Source organism: Pseudomonas sp. GW821-FHT02A11 (genome assembly GCF_059421985.1).
In genome coordinates this window covers 154,180-175,576 of sequence record NZ_JBWKWB010000006.1, presented here as the reverse complement: position 1 = coordinate 175,576, position 21,397 = coordinate 154,180, and the positions used below count along the sequence as shown (strand labels likewise).

The 21,397-nt window shown below is 60.8% G+C and carries 22 protein-coding genes; 13 read left to right on the top strand and 9 right to left on the bottom strand.

Annotation, left to right across the window (positions count from 1 at the left end):
* Nucleotides 1-74 precede the first annotated feature (74 nt).
* Nucleotides 75-1,664 carry an ABC transporter substrate-binding protein gene (locus AC07V9_RS12140; protein WP_495015955.1) on the bottom strand — a complete coding sequence of 530 codons (1,590 nt, stop codon included), beginning with the start codon at nucleotides 1,662-1,664 and terminating at the stop codon, nucleotides 75-77.
* Between the two features lie 361 nt (nucleotides 1,665-2,025).
* Here AC07V9_RS12140 and rpmB point away from each other — a divergent pair, with 361 nt between their 5' ends.
* Both rpmB and rpmG read left to right on the top strand, forming a co-directional pair.
* Nucleotides 2,026-2,262, top strand: a complete 237-nt coding sequence (gene rpmB / locus AC07V9_RS12135) for a 50S ribosomal protein L28 (protein WP_037016669.1) — start codon at nucleotides 2,026-2,028, stop codon at nucleotides 2,260-2,262.
* A gap of 11 nt (nucleotides 2,263-2,273) precedes the next feature.
* Nucleotides 2,274-2,429: a 50S ribosomal protein L33 gene (rpmG, locus tag AC07V9_RS12130; protein ID WP_003177274.1), complete on the top strand. Its 156-nt coding sequence runs from the start codon at nucleotides 2,274-2,276 to the stop codon at nucleotides 2,427-2,429.
* Between the two features lie 59 nt (nucleotides 2,430-2,488).
* On the opposite strand, the gene AC07V9_RS12125 is transcribed toward rpmG, so the two are convergent.
* The gene (locus AC07V9_RS12125; protein WP_495015954.1) at nucleotides 2,489-2,851 is read right to left on the bottom strand and encodes a cupin domain-containing protein; all 363 of its coding nucleotides are present in this window, start codon (nucleotides 2,849-2,851) and stop codon (nucleotides 2,489-2,491) included.
* 263 nt (nucleotides 2,852-3,114) lie between these two features.
* Between AC07V9_RS12125 and AC07V9_RS12120 the strand changes: the two genes are divergently transcribed.
* On the top strand, nucleotides 3,115-4,608 hold the full coding sequence (locus tag AC07V9_RS12120; RefSeq protein WP_495015953.1) for an aldehyde dehydrogenase: 1,494 nt from the start codon (nucleotides 3,115-3,117) through the stop codon (nucleotides 4,606-4,608).
* Nucleotides 4,609-4,840: 232 nt separating this feature from the next.
* Nucleotides 4,841-5,986, top strand: coding sequence for an MFS transporter (locus AC07V9_RS12115; protein WP_495015952.1), 1,146 nt, complete (start codon nucleotides 4,841-4,843; stop codon nucleotides 5,984-5,986).
* Here AC07V9_RS12115 and AC07V9_RS12110 read toward each other — a convergent pair.
* Together AC07V9_RS12110 and AC07V9_RS12105 are read right to left on the bottom strand one after the other, a co-directional pair.
* A complete protein-coding gene (locus AC07V9_RS12110; protein WP_495015951.1) occupies nucleotides 5,983-7,566 on the bottom strand; it encodes a phospholipase D family protein in 1,584 nt (527 codons plus the stop codon). The genes AC07V9_RS12115 and AC07V9_RS12110 overlap by 4 nt on opposite strands.
* A 59-nt stretch (nucleotides 7,567-7,625) precedes the next feature.
* Nucleotides 7,626-9,053, bottom strand: coding sequence for an aminotransferase-like domain-containing protein (locus tag AC07V9_RS12105; protein ID WP_495015950.1), 1,428 nt, complete (start codon nucleotides 9,051-9,053; stop codon nucleotides 7,626-7,628).
* A 178-nt stretch (nucleotides 9,054-9,231) separates the two neighbouring features.
* On the opposite strand from AC07V9_RS12105, the gene AC07V9_RS12100 reads away from it, so the two are divergent.
* Nucleotides 9,232-9,465 carry a DUF1127 domain-containing protein gene (locus AC07V9_RS12100; protein WP_495015949.1) on the top strand — a complete coding sequence of 78 codons (234 nt, stop codon included), beginning with the start codon at nucleotides 9,232-9,234 and terminating at the stop codon, nucleotides 9,463-9,465.
* Nucleotides 9,466-9,596: 131 nt separating this feature from the next.
* Here the strand turns inward: AC07V9_RS12100 and AC07V9_RS12095 are convergent, their stop codons facing one another.
* A complete protein-coding gene (locus tag AC07V9_RS12095; RefSeq protein ID WP_495015948.1) occupies nucleotides 9,597-10,886 on the bottom strand; it encodes an NAD(P)/FAD-dependent oxidoreductase in 1,290 nt (429 codons plus the stop codon).
* Between the two features lie 280 nt (nucleotides 10,887-11,166).
* Between AC07V9_RS12095 and AC07V9_RS12090 the strand changes: the two genes are divergently transcribed.
* A complete protein-coding gene (locus tag AC07V9_RS12090) occupies nucleotides 11,167-11,520 on the top strand; it encodes a YkgJ family cysteine cluster protein (protein ID WP_495015947.1) in 354 nt (117 codons plus the stop codon).
* Nucleotides 11,521-11,524: 4 nt separating this feature from the next.
* On the opposite strand, the gene dadR is transcribed toward AC07V9_RS12090, so the two are convergent.
* A complete protein-coding gene (gene dadR, locus AC07V9_RS12085; RefSeq protein ID WP_081564731.1) occupies nucleotides 11,525-12,013 on the bottom strand; it encodes a transcriptional regulator DadR in 489 nt (162 codons plus the stop codon).
* Between the two features lie 157 nt (nucleotides 12,014-12,170).
* On the opposite strand from dadR, the gene dadA reads away from it, so the two are divergent.
* The 7 genes from dadA (at nucleotide 12,171) to AC07V9_RS12050 (ending at nucleotide 18,664) form a co-directional block, all read left to right on the top strand.
* Complete coding sequence (gene dadA / locus AC07V9_RS12080; RefSeq protein ID WP_495015946.1) at nucleotides 12,171-13,472, top strand: D-amino acid dehydrogenase; 1,302 nt, start codon at nucleotides 12,171-12,173, stop codon at nucleotides 13,470-13,472.
* On the top strand, nucleotides 13,444-13,797 hold the full coding sequence (locus AC07V9_RS12075; protein ID WP_495015945.1) for a RidA family protein: 354 nt from the start codon (nucleotides 13,444-13,446) through the stop codon (nucleotides 13,795-13,797). The genes dadA and AC07V9_RS12075 overlap by 29 nt, the downstream gene beginning before the upstream one ends.
* 131 nt (nucleotides 13,798-13,928) lie before the next feature.
* Entirely contained in the window at nucleotides 13,929-15,002 is a 1,074-nt protein-coding gene (alr, locus tag AC07V9_RS12070) for an alanine racemase (protein WP_495015944.1), read from the top strand.
* Between the two features lie 149 nt (nucleotides 15,003-15,151).
* A complete protein-coding gene (locus AC07V9_RS12065) occupies nucleotides 15,152-15,700 on the top strand; it encodes a cupin domain-containing protein (protein ID WP_495015943.1) in 549 nt (182 codons plus the stop codon).
* 181 nt (nucleotides 15,701-15,881) lie between these two features.
* On the top strand, nucleotides 15,882-16,304 hold the full coding sequence (locus AC07V9_RS12060) for a c-type cytochrome (protein ID WP_495015942.1): 423 nt from the start codon (nucleotides 15,882-15,884) through the stop codon (nucleotides 16,302-16,304).
* 45 nt (nucleotides 16,305-16,349) lie between these two features.
* Complete coding sequence (locus AC07V9_RS12055; RefSeq protein WP_495015941.1) at nucleotides 16,350-16,640, top strand: DUF2845 domain-containing protein; 291 nt, start codon at nucleotides 16,350-16,352, stop codon at nucleotides 16,638-16,640.
* 101 nt (nucleotides 16,641-16,741) lie between these two features.
* A complete protein-coding gene (locus tag AC07V9_RS12050; RefSeq protein WP_495015940.1) occupies nucleotides 16,742-18,664 on the top strand; it encodes an acetyl-CoA hydrolase/transferase C-terminal domain-containing protein in 1,923 nt (640 codons plus the stop codon).
* A 160-nt stretch (nucleotides 18,665-18,824) separates the two neighbouring features.
* Here the strand turns inward: AC07V9_RS12050 and AC07V9_RS12045 are convergent, their stop codons facing one another.
* From AC07V9_RS12045 to AC07V9_RS12035, 3 genes are all read right to left on the bottom strand, one after another.
* Nucleotides 18,825-19,640, bottom strand: coding sequence for a sulfite exporter TauE/SafE family protein (locus AC07V9_RS12045; protein WP_495015939.1), 816 nt, complete (start codon nucleotides 19,638-19,640; stop codon nucleotides 18,825-18,827).
* A gap of 155 nt (nucleotides 19,641-19,795) precedes the next feature.
* A complete protein-coding gene (locus AC07V9_RS12040; protein ID WP_495015938.1) occupies nucleotides 19,796-20,680 on the bottom strand; it encodes an MBL fold metallo-hydrolase in 885 nt (294 codons plus the stop codon).
* Nucleotides 20,681-20,801: 121 nt separating this feature from the next.
* Nucleotides 20,802-21,374: a xanthine phosphoribosyltransferase gene (locus AC07V9_RS12035; RefSeq protein ID WP_495015937.1), complete on the bottom strand. Its 573-nt coding sequence runs from the start codon at nucleotides 21,372-21,374 to the stop codon at nucleotides 20,802-20,804.
* Nucleotides 21,375-21,397 lie beyond the last annotated feature (23 nt).

Below are 21,397 nucleotides of genomic sequence, written 5' to 3'. Positions count from 1 at the left end.
CGGATGTACCACCGTATCGCGAATGAATTCGCTCCCACAGATGTTGTACGTTTTGCCCGTCGTGGTCAGGCGTCTTACTTCACCGTCACCTTGGCAAAGTCCTGGCGTCCAAACGGGCTCACCGCATAACCCAGCACATTCTTGCGAGTCAGCGCGAAGGCCGTTGGGTGCGCCAGTGGCAGCCACAGGGCCTGTTTCTGGATCTGCTCTTGCGCCTGGTGATACAGCTTGCTGCGCTGGGTCTGGTCGGTCACGGCCTTGCCCTGGCTGATCAGTTTGTCCAGGCCTTCGTCGCAATAGCGCGCGAAGTTGGTGCCGGATTTCACCGCCGCGCAGGAGAATTGCGGCGTCAGGAAGTTATCCGGATCGCCGTTGTCGCCCGCCCAGCCCATGAACAGCAGATCGTGCTCGCCGGTCTTGGCGCGGCGAATCAGCTCGCCCCACTCGATCACCTTGATTTCCGCCTTGATGCCGACCGCTGCCAGGTCGTTTTGCAGCAGCTGCGCGCCAGCGCTCGGGTTCGGGTTCAGCAGGCTGCCGGAAGGGCGCGTCCAGATCGTGGTCTTGAAACCGTCCTTCAGGCCGGCCTTGGCCAGCAATTCCTTGGCCTTGGCCACATCATGCTTGTAGCCCGGCAGATCGCTGGCATAGCCCCAGGTATTGGGCGGGTAAGGGCCATTGGCCGCGCGGGCCGAGCCTTCGAATACCGCTTTGAGGTAAGTGTCCTTGTCGAACGCCAGGTTGAGCGCCTGACGCACTTGGGGCTTGTCCAGCGGCGGATGCTGGCTGTTTATCGCCAGGAAGGCGGTCATGAATGCGTCAGTCTTTTCGACCTTCAGGTTCGGATCCTTACCTGCTTCGGTGACATCCAGCGGTTTGGGCGACAGGGCCACCTGGCACTCGTTCTGTTTGATTCGCTGCAGGCGAACGTTGGCGTCCGGAGTGATCGCGTAGATCAGCGTATCGACCGCCGGTTTGCCCGCGAAGTAGTCGGCGTTGGCCTCGTAACGCACCACCGAATCTTTCTGGAAGCGCTTGAAGACAAACGGCCCGGTGCCGATCGGCTGGCTGTTGAGCTTCTCCGGCGTGCCAGCCTTGAGCAGTTGCGCGGTGTACTCAGCAGAATAAATAGAAGCGAAGCCCATGCTCAGCGTGGCGAGGAAGGTCGCGTCCGGGTGGTCCAGCGTGATGCGTACGGTCTTGGCGTCGGGCGCCTCGACCTTCTTGATCAGCGACGGCCATTGCATCGACTGGGCATGAGGGAAACCCTGCGCCGCGACCTTGTTCCACGGGTTGGCCGGATCGAGCATGCGCTGGAAGCTGAACACCACGTCGTCGGCGTTGAAGTCGCGAGTCGGCGTGAAGTAATCGGTGTGGTGGAATTTCACGCCGGAGCGCAATTTGAAGTCATACGTCAGCCCGTCCGGCCAGACGCTCCAGCTTTCTGCCAGGCTAGGGACCAGCTTGCGGGTTTGGGCGTCGTAATCCACCAGACGGTTCATCAGCACGTCGGCCGAGGCGTTGGTGGTGGTGAGCGAGTTGTACTGCACGACGTCGAAGCCTTCGGGGCTGGCTTCCGTGCAAACGCTCAGGCTGGTTGCGGCCTGCGCCATCAATGGCGCGGACAGGGACGCGAGCAACAGGGGTAAAACAGCTAGGCGCATGGCGATTTTCCTTTCAGAGATAGCCCATCTGCCGGCGCAGTCTGGTGAGGGAGTAACCCTAGACCATGCGTTGGCGCAGAACAATCGGTCCGGCACGACGAGTGGTATATTTCCCCTCGCGGCCTGTACTGCTGGCCTTGTCAGCCCGAATGCCCTGAGTTTCTTTCAGGTAATTCGTCGTTTGTGTTGTTGCGTCCAAGGCTTTCTGGTATAAAGCAGCGCTCTTTTCTAGGGGCCCGCTTCCTTCTTCGTAGGTGTGGCCGGTAAGACCCCTGAAGAAACGCGGCGCCTAGCGCCATGACTGAGAGATTAAGCGGCCAACCCATGCCGGGTTGGGCATGTGGTTTTAGAGGGCTGAGGCATGTCGAGAGTATGTCAAGTTACCGGTAAGGGTCCGGTAACCGGGAATAACATTTCCCACGCAAACAACAAAACCCGTCGTCGTTTCCTGCCAAACCTGCAGCATCACCGCTTCTGGGTTGAAGAAGAGAAACGCTTTGTACGTCTGCGCGTATCCGCCAAAGGCATGCGCATCATCGACAAGCGTGGTATCACGGTTGTTCTGGCCGAAATCCGCCGTGCTGGCGCGAAGGTTTAAGGGAGAGCATCATGCGTGAACTGATCCGTTTGATTTCGAGCGCTGGTACTGGTCACTTCTACACGACCGACAAGAACAAGCGCACTACTCCGGACAAAATCGAGATCAAGAAATATGATCCGGTTGTTCGTAAGCACGTGATCTACAAGGAAGGCAAAATCAAGTAATTGATTTTCGTCTTCTACGAAAAAGCCCGCAGCGATGCGGGCTTTTTTGTGGGCGCAGTTCAGGCTTTCTGTTCAAAGACCACATAGATCTTGCGGCACGCCTCCAGCACTTCCCAAGTACCCTGGAAGCCTGCCGGGATCACGAAGCGATCGCCCGCGCGCAGGGTTTTCGCGTTACCCGCTTCATCGCGCAGCACTGACACGCCCTGCACGATCTCGCAGTATTCGTGTTCGGTGTAATTGACCTTCCACTGTCCGACCTCACCTTCCCACACGCCCGCGCTCATCTGGCCGCAAGGGCTGTTGTAGTGGTTGTAGACAGTTTGTCCGGGGTCGCCCTTGAGGATCTTTTCTGCGGCGGGCTTGAATCGCTCTGCGGCGGTGGTGGCTTCGCTGAAGTCGACGATGCTTTCGATACTCATGTCCCTGGCTCCTGAATCGGCGGTGAAAGACTGTTGTTTGATGAGGGGTTTTGCGGATAGTGCCAAATCCTGATGAGCTGCTGTTGAATAAAATGCACGATAAAGCGTCGTTTCTCCTCTTTTTGTCCAATATATTGGAAATTCCGCTGGCGCTGGTTTAGGGTGACGGATGCCTTTGGCCGATCCGGCAGCACGTCAGCTGATGTCCTGCAGCACGGTTCATGAGCGCGAGGGCGCGCATATTCATAAGAGGAGGACGTTTCATGACCACCCTGACTCATGCTGACTGGGAAAAACGCGCCCAGGCTTTGAAGATCGAAGGCCGCGCCTTCATCAATGGTGAATACACCGACGCGGCGTCCGGCGCCAAATTCGATTGCATCAGCCCGGTCGACGGTCGTTTCCTGGCTCATGTTGCCAGCTGTGATGCCGCCGACGCCCAGCGCGCGGTGGAAAACGCCCGCGCAACGTTCAACTCCGGCGTCTGGTCGCGCCTGGCGCCGGTCAAGCGCAAGGCCGCGATGATTCGCTTCGCCGCCCTCATCAAAGAAAACATTGAAGAGCTGGCCCTGCTCGAAACCCTCGACATGGGCAAGCCGATCAGCGACTCCTATGGCATCGACATTCCGGGCTCCGCGCAGGCGTTGAGCTGGAGCGGTGAGGCCATCGACAAGCTGTACGACGAAGTCGCAGCCACCCCGCACGACCAACTGGGCCTGGTGACCCGCGAGCCGATTGGCGTTGTTGCCGCCATCGTGCCATGGAACTTCCCGCTGCTGATGGCCTGCTGGAAACTCGGCCCTGCGCTGTCCTGCGGTAACTCGGTGATACTCAAGCCTTCGGAAAAATCCCCGCTGACTGCCATCCGCGTCGCGCAACTGGCTGTTCAGGCAGGTATCCCGGCCGGCGTGCTCAACGTGCTGCCAGGCTACGGCCACACCGTTGGCAAGGCGCTGGCGCTGCACATGGACGTCGACACTGCCGTGTTTACCGGTTCGACCAAGATCGCCAAGCAACTGTTGGTCTACGCGGGCGAATCGAACATGAAGCGCGTGTGGCTGGAAGCCGGTGGCAAGAGCCCTAACATCGTCTTCGCTGACGCGCCGGATCTGCAAGCCGCTGCCGAATCCGCCGCCAGCGCCATTGCCTTCAACCAGGGCGAAGTCTGCACCGCGGGCTCGCGTCTGCTGGTTGAGCGTTCGATCAAGGACACATTCCTGCCGATGGTGATCGAGGCGCTCAAGGCCTGGAAACCGGGCAACCCGCTGGACCCGTCGACCACCGTCGGCGCGCTGGTGGACACGCAGCAGATGAACACCGTGCTGTCGTACATCGAAGCTGGCCACACCGACGGCGCCAAACTGGTCGCGGGCGGCAAACGCATCATGCAGGAGACCGGCGGCACCTACGTGGAGCCGACGATTTTCGACGGCGTGACCAATGCCATGAAGATCGCTCAGGAAGAAATCTTCGGCCCGGTGCTGTCGGTGCTCACCTTCGACACCGCAGAAGAAGCCGTGCAGATCGCCAACGACACGCCGTATGGCCTGGCCGCTGCGGTGTGGACGTCGGATCTGTCCAAGGCCCACCTGACCGCCCGCGCATTGCGCGCAGGCAGCGTGTGGGTCAACCAGTACGACGGCGGCGACATGACCGCGCCGTTTGGTGGCTTCAAGCAGTCCGGTAACGGCCGCGACAAGTCACTGCACGCGTTCGACAAGTACACCGAACTGAAGGCGACCTGGATCAAGTTGTAAGCAACCGCAGGATTTGACGCCGTAATGGATACCTGTGGGAGCGAATTCATTCGCGATTGGCCGGTACTTCCGATACATCCCTATCGAATGTAAAACCGCATCGCGAATGAATTCGCTCCCACAGGGGGTAATCCACTGAATCCAGATATTCAGCCGCAGCTTTCAGCACAGCCGGGCTCCCGAAAAGGCCCGGCTGTGTTGTCTCATCCCTTTGAGCCACAGGAGCGTGGTGATGCGTTGGGGTACCTATTTTGCAGTGCTGTCGTCCGTATTGAGCGTCGGTCTGGCGCTGGGCGCGAGCATGCCGCTGGTGTCGTTGCGCCTTGAAGCCTGGGGCTACGGCGCCTTTGCCATTGGTGTGATGGCGGCAATGCCAGCCATTGGCGTATTGCTGGGCGCAAGCCTGGCGAGCCGTCTGGCGTCGATGCTCGGCACTGCGAACCTGATGCGCTTGTGCCTTTGGGGCGGGGCGATTTCCGTAGGGCTACTGGCCCTGCTGCCCAATTACTGGATCTGGCTGGTGTTGCGCTTGATGCTGGGCGTGATTCTGACCATGGTCTTCATTCTGGGCGAAAGCTGGATCAACCAACTGGTCACCGAAAACCTGCGCGGCAAGCTGGTCGCGCTGTACGGCAGTTGTTATGCCCTTAGCCAGCTGGGCGGTCCGTTGCTGCTTGGCGTCATCGGCACCGAGCACGATTACGGCTTCTGGGTCGGTACCGGGTTGCTGGCGCTCTCGCCCTTTCTGCTGCTCGGCCGCACGGGAGCACCCAGCGCCGAAGCCAGCCACGTGTCGTTAAGCGATCTCGGCGGGTTCTGTCAGCAACTGCCTGCGATCGCGTGGGCCATCGCCCTGTTCGCAGGTTTTGAAGCGATGATTCTGACGCTGTTGCCGGTCTACTGCCTGCAACAAGGCTTCACCCCGGAAGTGGCGTTGGCGATGGTCAGTACAGTGGTGGTCGGCGATGCGTTGTTGCAACTGCCGATCGGAGCGCTGGCCGACAAAATCTCACGCCGCCGCCTGTTTTCCGGTTGCGCAGCTGCTTTGATGGTGTCGAGCCTGGCAATTCCAGTGCTGGTGGACACGATGGCGATCTGGCCGCTGTGGGTGCTGTTCGGCGCCAGTGCGGGCGGGCTGTTCACCCTGTCGTTGATTCTGATCGGCGAACGTTATCGCGACGATGCGCTGGTGAGGGCCAATGCCCATGTCGCGCAGCTTTGGGGCATCGGTTGCTTGCTCGGGCCGCTGGCGGCCGGTGCGGGCAGTCAATGGATCAGCGGTCAGGCTCTGCCGTTGCTGATGGCAGCGGGTGCATTCGGGTTGGTGATTCTTGCGCGTCGCCCGCAAGCGTTCGGCGTGCAGGCGGTGGCGGCTTAAAGCATCCGCTCAAGGCCTACGGCGCTGCTGAACCAGGCGTTCAGTCGGCGCCACCAGTCGCCGGGTTCTTTGTACAGCGTGTGAATCTTGCCGTTGTCCTCAGTGACCCAGACCACGCGATCATTCTCAAGCTTGGCCTGGTAGCTGATCGCAGGCGCCATACCCTGCAGCGCCAGTTCGCGCAGGTATTCGGTCAGTTCGGGGCTGTCGACCAGCACGCCGACCTCGGTGTTCCACAGTACCGAGCGTGGGTCGAAGTTGAATGAGCCGACGAAAATCTTCTGTCGATCAAAGATCATCGCCTTGCTGTGCAGGCTCGATTCGGAGCCGCCCTTGAGCATCTTGGTGCGCAGGAAGCGCGGCCCGCTGCCTTGCGCATTACTCGGATCACCCGGCTGCCGGCGCAGTTCGAACAGCTTGACCCCATGTTCCAGCAGCGCCTTGCGGTAGGGCGCGTAACCGCCGTGGACCGCAGGCACGTCTGTGGCTTCCAGCGAGTTGGTCAGCAGGCTTACGGACACGCCTTTGTCGGAAAGGCCCGTGAGGTACGTCAGACCTTGCTGACCTGGCACGAAGTAGGCTGAGATCATCATCAGCTCCTGATGCACGTGAGCCAGGTCCGGGCTCAACTGCGTAGTCAGCAGCAGGTGCGGATCGGGCTCGCCCCGCGACAAAACCTTGGTCGGCGCATCCCACAAGGCTTGGTTGTGCGCCCAGATCAGCTCGTTGAGCCACGTCTTCATGCGCGGTTGGGTCTTGTAGGCCATCAGACGCTCGTACAGCGCTTTCTTCTCGATGTGAGCCTGTTCCAGTGAAGCATCCAGACGCTGACGGGCTTCGGCGAGGTCCTTCATGTCCGGGGGCCAGTAGATGAAGTCGTCGACCGGCTTGCTCAGGGTGCTGTTCCAGTACTGGTCGAAGCTATGGCTCAGCTGTTCGGCGACCGGCCCGACGCTGAGCATGTCGACATCGGTGAAATTCAGGTTCGGTTCGGCGTCGAAGTACTCGTCGCCCAGATTGCGCCCCCCGACGATGGCCACGGCGCTGTCGGCCAGCCACAGTTTGTTGTGCATGCGTCGGTGTTGCTGAGACAGGTTGAACAGCCGCCCCAGCGAGCGCGTCGCGCCGGTGCTGCGGCCCAGATTAAGGGGGTTGAACAGGCGAATCTGAATGTTCGGGTGCGCGGCGAGGGTGGCGATGACCTCGTCCAGGCCATCGCTGGTGGTGTCGTCCAGCAGAATGCGCACGCGCACGCCGCGATCGGCGGCCTTGAGCAATTCGTCGATCAGTGCACGGGTGCTGAGGCCGTCGTGGACGATGTAGTACTGCAGATCGAGGCTGGTCTTGGCGTTGCGGATCAGCTCGGCGCGGGCCATGAAGGCTTCGGTGCTGTTGGGTAGCAGGCGAAAGCCCGAGCGACCCTCATAAGGCTTGGCCTGAGCCAGGATCGAACGGCCAAACGGCGAGGCTGACGCCGGGACTGCCTGGCTCGGCCCATCCTGCTGCGACGGCGTGTTCGCGCACCCGCTGACGGCGAGGGCAAAGGCCAGAAACAATGGTATTGCCCAATTATTCGTCAACGCCGCTATCCAGAAATCGCACCATGGCGATATGACCGCACTTTCGGCAAAAGGTTAACTCAGGCCTGTCCGCTTTCCGCCATCAGTCGCGCGGCTGCTTCGCCGACTTTACGCACGGCGGCTTCGATTTGCGGCGTCGGCTTGGCGGCAAAATTCATGCGCAGGCAGTTTCTGTATTTGCCCGAGGCCGAAAAAATGCTGCCCACGGCAATCTGTACACCCTGGCCTTCAAGCGCGCGGTTCAGGCGCAAGGAGTCGAAATCTTCATTGAATTCCACCCACAGCATGAAGCCACCTTGCGGGCGACTGACGCGGGTTCCCTCCGGAAAGTAGCGCGTCACCCAGTCGGTCATCAGGTCGCGGCTGCGCTGATACTGCCCGCGCATGCGCCGCAGATGCGGCTCGTAATGCCCGGCCTGCAAAAACTCGGCGATTGCGAGTTGCGGCTGGGTCGCGGTGGAGCCGGTGCTGATGTATTTCATGTGCAGCGCCCGGTCTAAGTAGCGTCCTGGCGCTACCCAGCCGACACGCAGCCCTGGAGCCAGGGTCTTGGAGAACGAGCTGCAAAGCAGGACGCGTCCGTCCTCGTCGAAAGATTTGATCGTGCGCGGGCGAGGGTAGGTGTACGACAGGTCGCCATACACATCGTCTTCGATGATCGCCACGTCAAAGCGCTGCGCCAGAGTGAGCAGGGCGCGTTTGCGGTCCTCGGGCATGTTGTAGCCCAACGGGTTATTGCAGCTGGGCGTCAGCTGTATGGCCTTGATCGGCCACTGCTCCAGCGCCAGTTCCAGCGCATCGAGGCTGATGCCGGTCAAGGGGTCGGTGGGGATTTCCAGCGCCTTCATTCCCAGCCCCTTCAAGGCCTGCATGGCTCCGTGAAAGCTCGGCGAATCCACTGCCACGATGTCGCCGGGCTGGCAGATCGAGCGGATGCTCACGGCCAGCGCTTCCTGAGCGCCTGTGGTGATGACCAGATCGTCTGCATCGACGCGGGTGCCCGAATCCAGCAGGAGGCGCGCGATCTGTTCTCGCAGGCTCTCGGTGCCATGAATGTTGTCGTAATACAGCCCCGGCATGTCCTGACGGCGGCTGATCTTGCCCAAGGCCTGGGTCAGCGGGCGTAGCGTCGGGCTGGTGATGTCCGGCATTCCGCGCGCGAGCTGAATCACATCCGGGCGAGGGGCGGCGCGGGCCAGTTCCAGCACCTGGTCCCATTGAGATATATCCACCGGGCGTTGAGCAGGGCGTCCTACAGCGGGGAGGGCCGGGGTCTTGCGACTGGTGGGAACAAAATACCCGGACTTGGGCCGTGGCGACGCCAGGCCGTTGTCTTCCAGCAACCGATAGGCCTGCTGCACGGTGCTCAGGCTGACCCCGTGCTCGACGCTCAACGCCCGAACCGACGGCAGTCGGTCGCCGGGGCGATAGAAGCCGTTTTCGATGCGTGTGCCCAGCAACTCAGCAAGATTGACGTAGAGGGTCATGGCGTACTCCCGCACAGTGTCGCGTCGATGTGACCGATACAGATGTGGCGAAAATACAGCATTCAGGCATCGCTGTGCTTAATCTGTATGCAAAAAATACGAATTCTTTGGATCTGTAATGGTTTTCCATACAGACGCATCATGGAGTCACTCGAAACCCATGATGAGGTGTCTGCAAATGAGCGGGATAAGCGATGTTCGGTTAACGCTGTATGCACGGGAACTGGTGGAAGGGCAGCAGGCCACGGTGCGGGTCAACGCGCCTGAAGGCCTGAGCGTGTGGGGGTTGTTTCAGCATCGGCGCAGGACCCGGCGTGCACTGCTGGGGCTGACGGATGATCAGCTGCGCGATATTGGCCTGAGTCATGAACAGGCGCGTTGTGAAGGGATGAAGCCGTTTTGGAGGGATTGATGCGTCATCGGATGCACGCAAACTACCCGGTGGGAGTGAGTTCATTCGCGAAAGGCCCGTACATCCGATGGAGATTCATCGGCTGTCGCACCGATTCGCGAATGAATTCGCCCCTACAGTTTCGACAGGCGTTACGCCCATTCCTTCATTCGATGCCACAACATGCCCAGCGCCAACAATGGCGACCGCAGATGCTTGCCGCCCGGGAAGGTGATGTGCGCAATCCTGGCAAACAGCTCGAAACCGCCGCTGTGCTGACCGCTGATGGCCTCACCCAACAACTTGCCCGCCAAGTGCGTGGCGTTCAAACCATGGCCTGAATAGGCCTGCGCGTAAAACACATTAGGGTGCTCTTTGAGACGCCCGATCTGCGGCAACCGGTTAGCGCCGATGCCGATCATGCCGCCCCACTGAAAATCGATCTTCACGTCCTTGAGCTGCGGGAACACCTTGAGCATTTTCGGCTGCATGTACGCGCCGATGTCCTGCGGGTCGCGGCCGGAGTAGTGGCAGGCGCCGCCGAACAATAGGCGTCGATCCGCCGAAAGTCGGAAATAATCCACCGCCACGCGCTGGTCGCACATCGCGGTGTTGCGCGGCAACAGTTGCTGCGCGAGGGCTTCGCTCAAGGGTTCGGTGGCAATGATGTAGCTGCCTGCGGGCAGGACCTTGCCGCTCAGCGTCGGGTCGAGGTCGTTTAGATAAGCGTTGCAACCGAGCACCAGCGTTTTGGCGCGGACCATGCCGTGGGCGGTGTACACCTTCACTTGCGGGCCGTACTCCAGACGGGTTACGGCCGAATGTTCGAACAGCTGCACACCAAGGGATTGCGCGACACGGGCCTCGCCCAACGCCAGGTTGAGCGGGTGGAGATGCCCCGAGCCCATGTCGAGCAAGCCGCCTGCGTAGTTGCCTGAATCGATCACGCTATGCAGGTTATCGGGGCCAATCAACTGCAGCTCGTGTCGATAACCCAGCTCGCGCAATTCGTCGACATCTTCGGCGAAACCGTCGAACTCCTTGGGCTTGTTGGCGAGATCGCAGTAGCCCCAGGTCAGGTCGCAGTCGATTTGATACTTTTCGACGCGCTGGCGCACGATGTCGACCGCTTCTAGCCCCATGAGCTTGAGCTCACGTACACCTTCGTCGCCGATCTGGTCGCGAAAACGCTCGACATGATGACCCGCGCCGCGAATCAGCTGCCCGCCATTGCGCCCGCTTGCGCCCCAACCGATCTTGTGCGCCTCCAGCAGCGCAACGCTCAGGCCGCGCTCTGCCAGCTCGATGGCGGTGTTCAGCCCTGAAAAGCCGCCACCGACCACGCAGACATCCACCGTTATTTCGCCTGCAAGGGCCGGATAATCGGGCTGGGTGTGGCTGCTGGCCGCGTAATAAGAAGCAGCGTGGCGGGAGGCATTCATGCAGTGGTCTCAGGCGGGGCTGTTTGGAAAATTTTACGGAGGGTAGCGGGGTGGGCAGACAGGGGCAAGGTATCTGGACGTTGAGCGACACAGTGCTACAGATCAACCTGTGGGAGCGAATTCATTCGCGAGAGGCCGGTACATGCAACCATTATGTGCCGTCTATACCATCGATTCGCGAATGAATTCGCTCCCACAGGTCGGAGTATGGCGGGGCTTGCCTGTTGGTCTGTGATTCACTTGGGGCACTATGACGCCTTTCACAGGGGAATCTCACGCCATGAGCTGCAACAGCCAGAAAATCCGCGATTTGCGGCGGCAGATTCCGTCGTTTGAATGCGTGCCGGGCTGCCACGATTGCTGCGGGCCGGTCACCACCTCATCTGAAGAGATGGCCCGCCTGCCGCGTAAATCCGCCGCCGAGCAGCAAGCCGCGCTCAACGAGCTGAACTGCGTGCATCTGGGGCCCAACGGTTGCACGGTTTACGAGGAGCGCCCGCTGATCTGTCGCCTGTTCGGCACCACGCCCACCCTGCCATGCCCCAATGGGCGCCGTCCCGAAGTGTTGATTCACCCGCGCGTCGAGAAACAGATTCACGCCTTCATTGCGTCGACGCGTCAGGTGTTGGTGTAAGCGCTCACTCCGGAATCGGCAAATTCAGACTCTCTTTCACTTCTTCCATCACGATATAGCTCTTGGATTCGCGCACATGGGGCAGCTTGAGCAGGATGTCCCCCAGCAGCTTGCGGTACGAGGCCATTTCGGAAATCCGCGCCTTCACCAGGTAATCGAAATCCCCTGACACCAGATGACACTCCAGCACGTGGGGCAATTTGAGGACCGCTCGGCGGAATTCCTCGAAAGTGTCACCTGATTTGTAGTCCAGGCTGATCTCCACGAACACCAGCAGACTAGCCTTGAGGTTCTGTGGGTTAAGACGGGCGTTGTAACCCATGATGATGCCTTCGCGTTCCAGTCGGCGCACCCGCTCCGTACACGGCGTGGTAGACAGGCCGACGCGTTCTCCCAGCTCCGTGAACGAGATTCTTCCGTCGTTTTGCAGGATGCGCAGGATGTTGCGGTCGATCTTGTCCAGTTCGCGTTTCGACTGGTGTTGGGTGCGCATAATCTGACCCCCTCTTGCTAAACCGTTTGTTGTCGAGAAATACCGCCGAATATAGGCGTTTATATAGTGAAAAGCACTGCCCGCGGCTTCATATACTGCGCACATCCTTGCTTAAAACTTTAAAACGTCAGCGGATATCCGCGATGAGGAAATCAACATGCGCGTTCTGGTCCTTGGAAGTGGCGTAATCGGTGTTACCAGTGCTTATTACCTGGCTCGCGCGGGTTTCGAGGTGACAGTCGTCGACCGTCAGCCAGCCGCTGCCCTGGAAACCAGTTTCGCCAACGCCGGCCAGGTTTCGCCGGGTTATGCCTCGCCATGGGCTGCGCCGGGTGTACCGCTCAAGGCCATCAAATGGCTGCTGCAGCGCCACGCGCCGCTGGCGATCAAAGCGACCGGCGACATCGATCAATACTTGTGGATGGCGCAAATGCTGCGCAACTGCACGCAAAGTCGTTATGCGGTGAACAAGGAGCGCATGGTTCGTCTGTCCGAGTACAGCCGCGACTGCCTCGATGAATTGCGCGCCGAGACCGGTATTGCCTACGAAGGCCGGAGCCTGGGTACTACGCAACTGTTCCGCACCCAGGAACAACTGGATAACGCCGCCAAGGACATCGCCGTGCTCGAACAGGCCGGTGTGCCCTACGAAGTGCTCGACCGCGAAGGCATTGCCCGCGTCGAGCCTGCCCTGGCCTGCGTCAGCAACATTCTCAGCGGGGCACTGCGTCTGCCCAATGATCAGACCGGCGACTGCCAACTGTTCACCACCCGCCTGGCCGAGATGTGTGTGAAGTTAGGCGTTGAATTCCGTTTCGGCCAGTCCATCGAGTCCATTGACTTCGCCGGTGACCGGATCAACGGCGTGCGCGTCAACGGCAAGCTGGAAACCGCCGACCGCTACGTGCTGGCGCTGGGCAGCTACTCGCCGCAATTGCTCAAGCCGCTGGGCATCAAGGCCCCGGTTTACCCGCTCAAGGGCTACTCGCTGACCGTGCCGATCACCCACCCGGACATGGCGCCAACCTCGACCATTCTCGACGAAACCTACAAGGTCGCGATCACCCGTTTCGACAACCGCATTCGCGTCGGCGGCATGGCCGAGATCGCCGGGTTCGACCTGTCGCTGAACCCTCGTCGGCGCGAAACGCTGGAGATGATCGTCAACGATCTCTATCCTCGCGGCGGTGATCTGAGCGAGGCCAGTTTCTGGACCGGCCTGCGCCCGACCACTCCCGACGGTACGCCGATCGTGGGCGCCACGCCGTATCGCAACCTGTTCCTCAATACCGGCCACGGAACATTGGGCTGGACCATGGCCTGCGGCTCCGGTCGTTTGCTGGCCGACCTGATCGCACGCAAAAAACCGCAGATCAGCGCCGAAGGCCTCGATATTTCACGCTATGGAAGTTCCAAGGAGATCGCCAAACATGTCAGTACTGCGCCAGCTCACCAATGAACGCATGAGCCAAGTCGTCGTCCACAACGGCACCGTGTATCTCGCCGGGCAAGTGGCTAACGATCTGAATGCGGGAATCGAGCAACAGACCCGCGAGGTGCTGGGCAATATCGAGCGTCTGCTGGATCTTGCGGGCACCGACAAGACTCGCCTGTTGTCGGTGACGATCTACCTGAATGACATCGGCGCACACTTCGCCACCATGAACGGCATCTGGGACACCTGGCTGGCAAAAGGGGTCGCGCCCGCCCGTGCCACCGTCGAGGCGAAAATGGCCGCGCCGAACGTGCTGATCGAGATGTCGGTTATCGCTGCACTGCCTTAACGCCTCACCTGTAGGAGCGCGCTTGCCCGCGAATGCGGTCTGTCTGGGACGGATTTTTCGCCTGACACACCGCACATCGCGGGCAAGCGCGCTCCTACAGTTCAAAAAACTCTCAGACTAGAAGCCCCACCATGCGTCCAGCCCGCGCCCTCATCGATCTTCAGGCCCTGCGCCACAACTACCAACTGGCCCGCCAAACCACGGGCGCCAAGGCCCTTGCCGTGATCAAGGCCGATGCCTACGGTCATGGCGCTGTTCGTGTGGCGCAGGCGCTGGAAAACGAAGCCGACGGCTTTGCGGTGGCTTGCATTGAAGAGGCGCTGGAGCTGCGTCAGGCCGGTATTCGCGTGCCGGTGCTGCTGCTGGAAGGCTTTTTCGAGGCCGATGAACTGGCGCTGATCGTCGAGCACGACTTCTGGTGTGTGGTGCATTCGCTGTGGCAGCTGGAAGCCATCGAGCAAACCCATGTCGGCAAACCGCTGAACATCTGGCTGAAAATGGACTCGGGCATGCACCGCGTCGGCATTCATCCTGCTGAATATCAGGCTGCCTACCAGCGCCTTCTGGCCAGCGGCAAAGTGGCAAAAATCGTGCTGATGACCCACTTCGCTCGTGCCGACGAGCTGGGCAGCGCACGGACCGACGAGCAAGTGGCGGTTTTTCAGGCCGCCCGCGAAGGGCTTGCAGCGCAGGTCAGCCTGCGCAACTCGCCGGGCGTGATGGGTTGGCCGAATGTGCCCAGCGATTGGGTTCGCCCCGGCATCATGCTGTATGGCGCGACGCCATTCGATCAGCCTCAGTCGGTAGCCGATCGCCTGCAGCCGGTCATGACGCTGGAATCCAGTGTCATCTGCGTGCGTGAGTTACCTGCCGGGGAGCCTGTCGGCTATGGCGGCGCGTTCGTCGCTGAGCGCGATATGCGCATCGGTGTGGTGGCAATGGGGTACGCCGACGGCTATCCGCGCCAGGCGCCGACCGGTACCCCCGTAATGATCGACGGCCAGCGCAGCCAGTTGCTGGGCCGGGTGTCGATGGACATGCTGTGTGTCGATCTGACGAACGTGCCAGGCGCAGGCCTGGGCAGTCGCGTCGAATTGTGGGGCAAAAACGTACTTGCCAGCGATGTTGCGGCCAGCGCCGGCACCATCCCGTATCAAATCTTCTGCAACCTAAAACGCGTGCCAAGGCTCTATTCCGGGGCCTGACCGTTTCCCTTCCTGCAGACCGCGGCGACTATCGTTCGCCGCCAGTCCCCTCGCCAATCCTGTCGCCTGCTCAAGTGTTGTAAATACTGAACGCTGTTGCCATCATGGCGACCACGTGACCGTGCTTGACTACCAGGAGGACCCCCGCATTGGACGTCGGTGAACGACTGCAATCCATTCGCAAATTAAAAGGTCTGTCGCAACGTGAACTCGCCAAAAGAGCGGGCGTGACCAACAGCACCATTTCCATGATCGAGAAGAACAGCGTCAGCCCCTCGATCAGTTCCCTGCGCAAAGTGCTGGGCGGCATTCCGATGTCCATGGTGGAGTTCTTTTCCGAAGAGCTCGAACCCGAAAACTCGACCCAAGTGGTGTACAAGGCCAGCGAGCTGATCGATATCTCGGACGGCGCCGTCACCATGAAACTGGTCGGCAAGTCTCATCCGGACCGGGCGATTGCTTTTCTGACCGAGGTCTACCCGCCGGGCGCCGACACCGGCGAAGAGATGCTGGTTCACGAAGGTGAGGAGACCGGCATTCTGGTCGAAGGTCGCCTGGAGCTTGTCGTCGGCATCGATACCTATGTGCTCGAAGCAGGCGACAGCTACTATTTCGAAAGCACCCGACCCCATCGCTTCCGCAATCCGTTCGACGTCCCGGCGCGCCTCATCAGTGCCGCCACGCCCGCGAATTTCTGATCAGCGACACCCTCCCACCTGCACCCGCAGGTGGGCTGAAGGACACGCCCGAAGCCCAAGGTCGCCGCACTGACGCCGTATCGCTCAGCGATCCTGCGGCCGACGGGCTACCCGCTATACTTTCGCAACCTGCGGCTTACCTTGACCGCAGCTGCGTTATAGCCACCATGAGGGTGAAAGCGTGAACCAGACTAATAAGATCCTCGCTGCCGTCGCACTGCTTGCCTGGTGGGTATTCGCTGCCCAGGCCTCCACTCAAGACGATCTCGCCAAGCGGCTCGAGCCGGTCGGACAGGTCTGCGTTCAAGGCAAGGAATGTCCAGGAATGGACGTCGCTGCCACGGCGGGCGGAGGAGGGGGCGCGAAGTCCCCGGACGACGTGATCGGCAAACACTGCAACGCCTGCCACGGCACTGGTCTGCTGGGCTCGCCGAAAATCGGTGACAGCGCTGACTGGGGCAAGCGCGCCAAGGAGCAGGGCGGCGTCGATGGCCTCTTGGCCAAGGCCATCACCGGCATCAACGCCATGCCTCCCAAGGGCACCTGCGCCGACTGCTCGGATGACGAGCTGAAGGGCGCGATCAAGAAAATGTCGGGACTGTAACGCGCCTCGGGACATCACCAGAAACGAGGCTCTATGTTCAGAAAATTGCTGCTGCTTGCCGGGCTTTCGTTGCTGATGTTCGCGGGCTTGGCCAACGCGACGATGCGCTGCGGTACAGCTCTGATCAGCCTGGGGGACACTGCGAGCGTGGTCCGTGAAAAATGCGGGGCGCCAGACAAGAGCGAAGAGCAAATGCCCGTGCTAAGAAGTGGCAGCGCACGGCCTTTCAATTCAGCAAAAATCAGCTTGTGGGTCTATGGCCCGCGCAATGGCGCCTTTCAGCACCTGAAATTCATTGAAGACAAGCTGGTGGCGATCGACACCCGGCGAGATTGATCGGCGCGCTGCAGCGGTCTGTGTTCAGAATCAAACCCCGTGCAGCAATTCCCCTCCACTTTCGGTCCAAGCTCCATCGAACAACAATCAGGAGAGGCCGGATGCCGCATTCCTGCTCGATCGAGCAAGCCGTCGATCATGTACTGGCCGAGTTGCCCTCGCACATCCGCATGGGCATGCCGCTGGGGCTGGGCAAGCCCAATCGCTTTGCCAATGCGCTGTACAACCGCATCAAAGCCCTGCCGGACCGACAGCTGACGATCTACACCGCGCTGTGCCTGGGGCGCCCGAAGCCGGGTGATGGCTTGCAGGGGCGCTTTCTCGAACCCTTTCTGGAACGCGTGTTCGGCGACTATCCCGAGCTGGATTTCCTCGCGGACCTGCACAAAAGCAACCTGCCGCCCAACGTTCACGTCGAGCAATTCTTCATGCAGCCCGGCAGCCTGTTGGGCAGTGCTCAGGCTCAACAGGATTACGTCAGCAGCAACTACAGCCACGCCGCGCGGGACATCAACGCCAGCGGCCTGAACCTGATCGCGCAGCTGGTAGCCCATGATGCGGAACGCCCTGACCACCTGAGCCTGAGCTGCAACCCCGACATCACCCTCGACCTGCTGCCGATGCTGGAAAAGCGTCGCGCGGCGGGGGAGCCCATTCTCGTGCTGGGCCATGTTCATGCGGATTTGCCCTACATGCCAGGCGACGCCGAGGTAAGCGTCGGCACTTTCGACCTGCTGATCGAGTACGAAGAGCGCAGCACGTTGTTCTCGACGCCTAACATGCCGGTGGGCTTTCAGGATCATTTTATCGGTCTGTATGCCAGCACGTTGGTGCGTGATGGCGGCACGTTGCAGATCGGTATCGGCTCGATGGGCGATGCGCTGACGGCTGCGCTGCTGGCGCGTCAGGCCGACAACGAAACCTATCGTGCGTGTCTGGCCGAACTGGACGGGATTTCCACCTGGAAACCGCTGATCGAGAACGAAGGCGGGGTCATGCCCTTTGCCGAAGGACTGTACGGGTGCAGCGAAATGCTGGTCAACGGCCTGCTGGTGCTGCTCGATGCCGGGATAATCCGACGCAAGGTCTACCCCGATGCCGCGCTGCAAAAGCTGGCCAATGCCGGGGAACTCGACGAGTCGATTCACAGCAACGGCGTGCTGATTCACGGCGGGTTTTTCCTGGGGCCACGCAGCTTCTATGAACGCTTGCGCGAATTCACCCCCGCGCAGATGGCGCAGATCAACATGACCGCCATCAGCTACATCAACGAGCTGTACGGCGACGAAACCCTCAAACGCCTGCAACGGCGTGATGCGCGCTTCATCAACAGCGCGTTTACCGTCACGCTGCTGGGGGCTGCGGTCTCGGATCAGCTGGCGGACGGGCGCGTGGTCAGCGGTGTGGGCGGGCAGTACAACTTCGTCGCGCAGGGGCACGCGCTTGAGGGGGCGCGTTCGATCCTGATTTTGCGCAGCTGGCGAGAATCGGGGGGCGAGGTCAGTTCGAACATCGTCTGGGAGTACGCCCACACGACGATTCCCAGGCATCTGCGCGACATCGTCATCACTGAGTACGGTATCGCCGATCTGCGCGGCAAGACCGACGCCGCTGTGATCGAAGCCTTGCTCAACATCACCGACTCACGCTTTCAGCCTGCTCTGATCGATCAGGCGCAGAAGGCCGGCAAGCTGCCCAAGGGCTTTCGTCTCGATCCGTTGTTCAGCCAGAACACACCGGAGCGGCTGAAGGAGATTCGCGAGCAGTTTGCGTCGTTGTTCATCGAATACCCGCTGGGCAGCGATTTCAGCGTTGAGGAGCGGGACCTGCTGCGCGCGCTCAACTGGCTCAAAAGCAAGTTCAAGCTCACCGAGCTGATCGACTTGGGCAAGGCGACCCTCGAAGCGCCGGAGCCGCGCACGTTCCCCGAACATCTGCGCAGAATGGGGCTGGATGATCCGCAGGGGTTGCGCGAGGAGTTGTATCAGCGGCTGTTGCTGGCGGGGCTGCAGGCAACAATTTAGGTTGTCGGCATCATGCAAGACCTCTGTGGGAGCGAATTCATTCGCGAGGCCTGTACAGCCGATACATATGTGTCGGATGCACTCCCGTCTCGCGAATGAATTCGCTCCCACAGGTATTCGCTCCCACAGGTATTTCAATCTCACAAGGGGATGTGGGGTATCAGAACAGGGTCTTGATGACCAGCAACGCCGCTGCGCAGAATCCGGTGATGGCAAACAACTGCTGCAATCGAGGCCCTGCCAGAAACCGCGCGACTTGCCGCCCTGCCATCAAGCCCACGACAGCACCCACGGCGAAGGGCATGCCCACGGCCCAGTGCATCACGCCGCTGACGCTGGCGCTGATCACGCTGCCGGTGGACACCAGCGCGATCACCGCCAGGGAGGTGGCGACGATGCTTTTGATGTCCAGATCGGTGTAGCGCGTCAGCGCCGGAATGATCACGAAGCCGCCGCCAACGCCCAGCAGCCCTGACAGCAATCCTGACAGCACGCCCGTGATCGCCAGAGAACGGGCGCAGGGTAGGGTCCAGCGCAGGCGACCTTCCAGAGGGTTGAGCACGCACGGCAGGAAATCCGCGCGATCCGGCGATTTGCCGTGATGCAGTTCGTGCGCGGCCTTTCGATAGATGCGTGCGCAGGCGTACAACAGCACCAGCGAAAACCCTAGCGCCAGCGGCGTGTTGGGCAGTTGATGGGCCAACCACAGCCCCAGCGGGGTGAAACAGATACCGATGCCGGCAATGAACAACGCTGCGCGATAGCGCACGATGCCCTGACGCAAGCCCAGCAGCGCACCTACCGCAGCGGCGAGACCGACTGCCAGCAGGCCGACCGGCGCCGCCTCGACCATCGACAGGCCCAGGCCGAACACCAGCAACGGCACCGCCAGAATCCCTCCGCCCGCGCCAGTCAGCGCGAGTACAGCTCCAATGATCGTACCGAGGCCGGCTCCGATCAGTTCGTGTTCAGTCATATGGTGTAACGCGCCTTTAGCTGTTCCCTGTGGGAGCGAATTCATCCGCGAGAGGGCGGAACATCCGACACATCTCCATCAGACCTACAATTTTTCGTCGGAATGCCGCCCAGAATGAATTCGCTCCCACAGGAGATGTGGCGTGAAGGCCCGGTTCACAACGCATTGATCGGAATCTTCAGATAGCGCACGCCATTGTCTTCGGGCTCCGGCATGTGGCCGCCGCGCATGTTGATCTGCACCGAGGGCAGGATCAGCACTGGCATGTCCAGGGTCGCGTCGCGTTCCTCGCGCATTTGCACGAAGGCCTCTTCACCGATGCCCTCGCGGATATGGATGTTGTTGGCGCGCTGCTCGGCGACGGTGGTCATGTACATCAGCTCACGGCCGTTGGGCAGGTAGTCGTGGCACATGAACAGACGGGTCTGCGGCGGCAGGCTAAGGATCTTGGCGATCGAGCGATACAGCACGCGGGCATCGGCGCCGGGGAAATCGCAGCGGGCCGTGCCGTAATCGGGCATGAACAGCGTGTCGCCCACGAACGCCACAGTTTCGCCTTCGACTTCGATCAGGTAGGTCATGCACGCCGGCGTGTGCCCCGGGGTATGCATGGCCCTGGCCTGCAGCGAGCCGATCTGGAAGTGCGCATCGTCTTCCAGCAGGCGGTCGAACTGGCTGCCATCGCGGGCGAACTCGCCCTTGGCGTTGAACAGCGTGCCGAACACCTTCTGCACCCGCGTGATGTGGCTGCCGATGGCGACCGTGCCGCCGAGCTGCTCCTTGAGGTAGGCCGCAGCGGAGACATGGTCGGCGTGGACATGGGTTTCCAGAATCCACTCCACCGAAACCCCCAGCTCACTCACCCGGGCGATCAGTTTGTCGGCCGATTCGGTTCGCGTGCGCCCGGATTTGGGATCGTAGTCCAGCACGCTATCGATCACGGCCGCCTTGAGGGTCGAACGGTCGGTCACCAGGTAGCTGATGGTCGAGGTCTGCGGGTCGAAGAACGCTTCAACGCTCAGTTTTTCGCCGATGTTCATAAGCTGTCTCCGTTTCTTTGCTGCCTGCTGTAGGAGCGCGCTTGCCCGCGAACGCGGTGTGTCAGATACGTTGATGCGACTGATCGACCGCTGTCGCGGGCAAGCGCGCTCTCACAAGGGTTTACTCCACGAATGTCACCTTACCGTTGGCCAGGGACTTCACCCGCGCCAGCGATTCCACACGATAACCCTGCGCGTCCAGCTCGGCGCGGCCGCCCTGGAACGACTTCTCGATCACGATGCCGAGCCCGGCGACGCTGGCGCCGGCCTGTTTGATGATCGAGATCAGCGCCTGGGACGCCTTACCGTTGGCCAGGAAGTCATCGATGATCAGCACGCGGTCGCTGCTGGTCAGATGGCGCGTGGAGATGGCGATGGTGCTTTCGGTCTGCTTGGTGAACGAGTACACGCTCGCCGAGAACAGGTTCTCGGTCAGGGTCAGGGACTGATGCTTGCGCGCGAATATCACCGGGATGCCCAGTTTCAGGCCGGTCATCACCGCAGGCGCGATGCCCGAGGCTTCGATGGTGACAATCTTGGTGATGCCCGAGTCTGCGAACAACGTGGCGAACTCGTCACCGATCTGCTGCATCAGGACCGGATCGATCTGATGGTTCAGAAACGCGTCGACCTTCAATACCTGGTCGGAAAGTACGATGCCTTCCTCGCGAATTTTCTTGTGCAGTGCTTCCACGTCGGTGTTCCTCAGGGCGCAAA

Excerpts from the sequence above, each read along its gene's own strand:
- rpmB (WP_037016669.1), top strand. The coding sequence starts at position 2,026 with ATGTCGAGAGTATGTCAAGTTACCGGTAAGGGTCCGGTAACCGGGAAT.
- AC07V9_RS12125 (WP_495015954.1), bottom strand. The coding sequence starts at position 2,851 with ATGAGTATCGAAAGCATCGTCGACTTCAGCGAAGCCACCACCGCCGCA.
- dadR (WP_081564731.1), bottom strand. The coding sequence starts at position 12,013 with ATGCGCACCCAACACCAGTCGAAACGCGAACTGGACAAGATCGACCGC.
- AC07V9_RS12050 (WP_495015940.1), top strand. The coding sequence starts at position 16,742 with ATGCCGCATTCCTGCTCGATCGAGCAAGCCGTCGATCATGTACTGGCC.
- rpmG (WP_003177274.1), top strand. The coding sequence starts at position 2,274 with ATGCGTGAACTGATCCGTTTGATTTCGAGCGCTGGTACTGGTCACTTC.
- dadA (WP_495015946.1), top strand. The coding sequence starts at position 12,171 with ATGCGCGTTCTGGTCCTTGGAAGTGGCGTAATCGGTGTTACCAGTGCT.
- AC07V9_RS12100 (WP_495015949.1), top strand. The coding sequence starts at position 9,232 with ATGAGCGGGATAAGCGATGTTCGGTTAACGCTGTATGCACGGGAACTG.
- AC07V9_RS12115 (WP_495015952.1), top strand. The coding sequence starts at position 4,841 with ATGCGTTGGGGTACCTATTTTGCAGTGCTGTCGTCCGTATTGAGCGTC.
- AC07V9_RS12045 (WP_495015939.1), bottom strand. The coding sequence starts at position 19,640 with ATGACTGAACACGAACTGATCGGAGCCGGCCTCGGTACGATCATTGGA.
- AC07V9_RS12105 (WP_495015950.1), bottom strand. The coding sequence starts at position 9,053 with ATGACCCTCTACGTCAATCTTGCTGAGTTGCTGGGCACACGCATCGAA.
- AC07V9_RS12120 (WP_495015953.1), top strand. The coding sequence starts at position 3,115 with ATGACCACCCTGACTCATGCTGACTGGGAAAAACGCGCCCAGGCTTTG.
- AC07V9_RS12040 (WP_495015938.1), bottom strand. The coding sequence starts at position 20,680 with ATGAACATCGGCGAAAAACTGAGCGTTGAAGCGTTCTTCGACCCGCAG.
- AC07V9_RS12095 (WP_495015948.1), bottom strand. The coding sequence starts at position 10,886 with ATGAATGCCTCCCGCCACGCTGCTTCTTATTACGCGGCCAGCAGCCAC.
- AC07V9_RS12090 (WP_495015947.1), top strand. The coding sequence starts at position 11,167 with ATGAGCTGCAACAGCCAGAAAATCCGCGATTTGCGGCGGCAGATTCCG.
- AC07V9_RS12075 (WP_495015945.1), top strand. The coding sequence starts at position 13,444 with ATGTCAGTACTGCGCCAGCTCACCAATGAACGCATGAGCCAAGTCGTC.
- alr (WP_495015944.1), top strand. The coding sequence starts at position 13,929 with ATGCGTCCAGCCCGCGCCCTCATCGATCTTCAGGCCCTGCGCCACAAC.
- AC07V9_RS12140 (WP_495015955.1), bottom strand. The coding sequence starts at position 1,664 with ATGCGCCTAGCTGTTTTACCCCTGTTGCTCGCGTCCCTGTCCGCGCCA.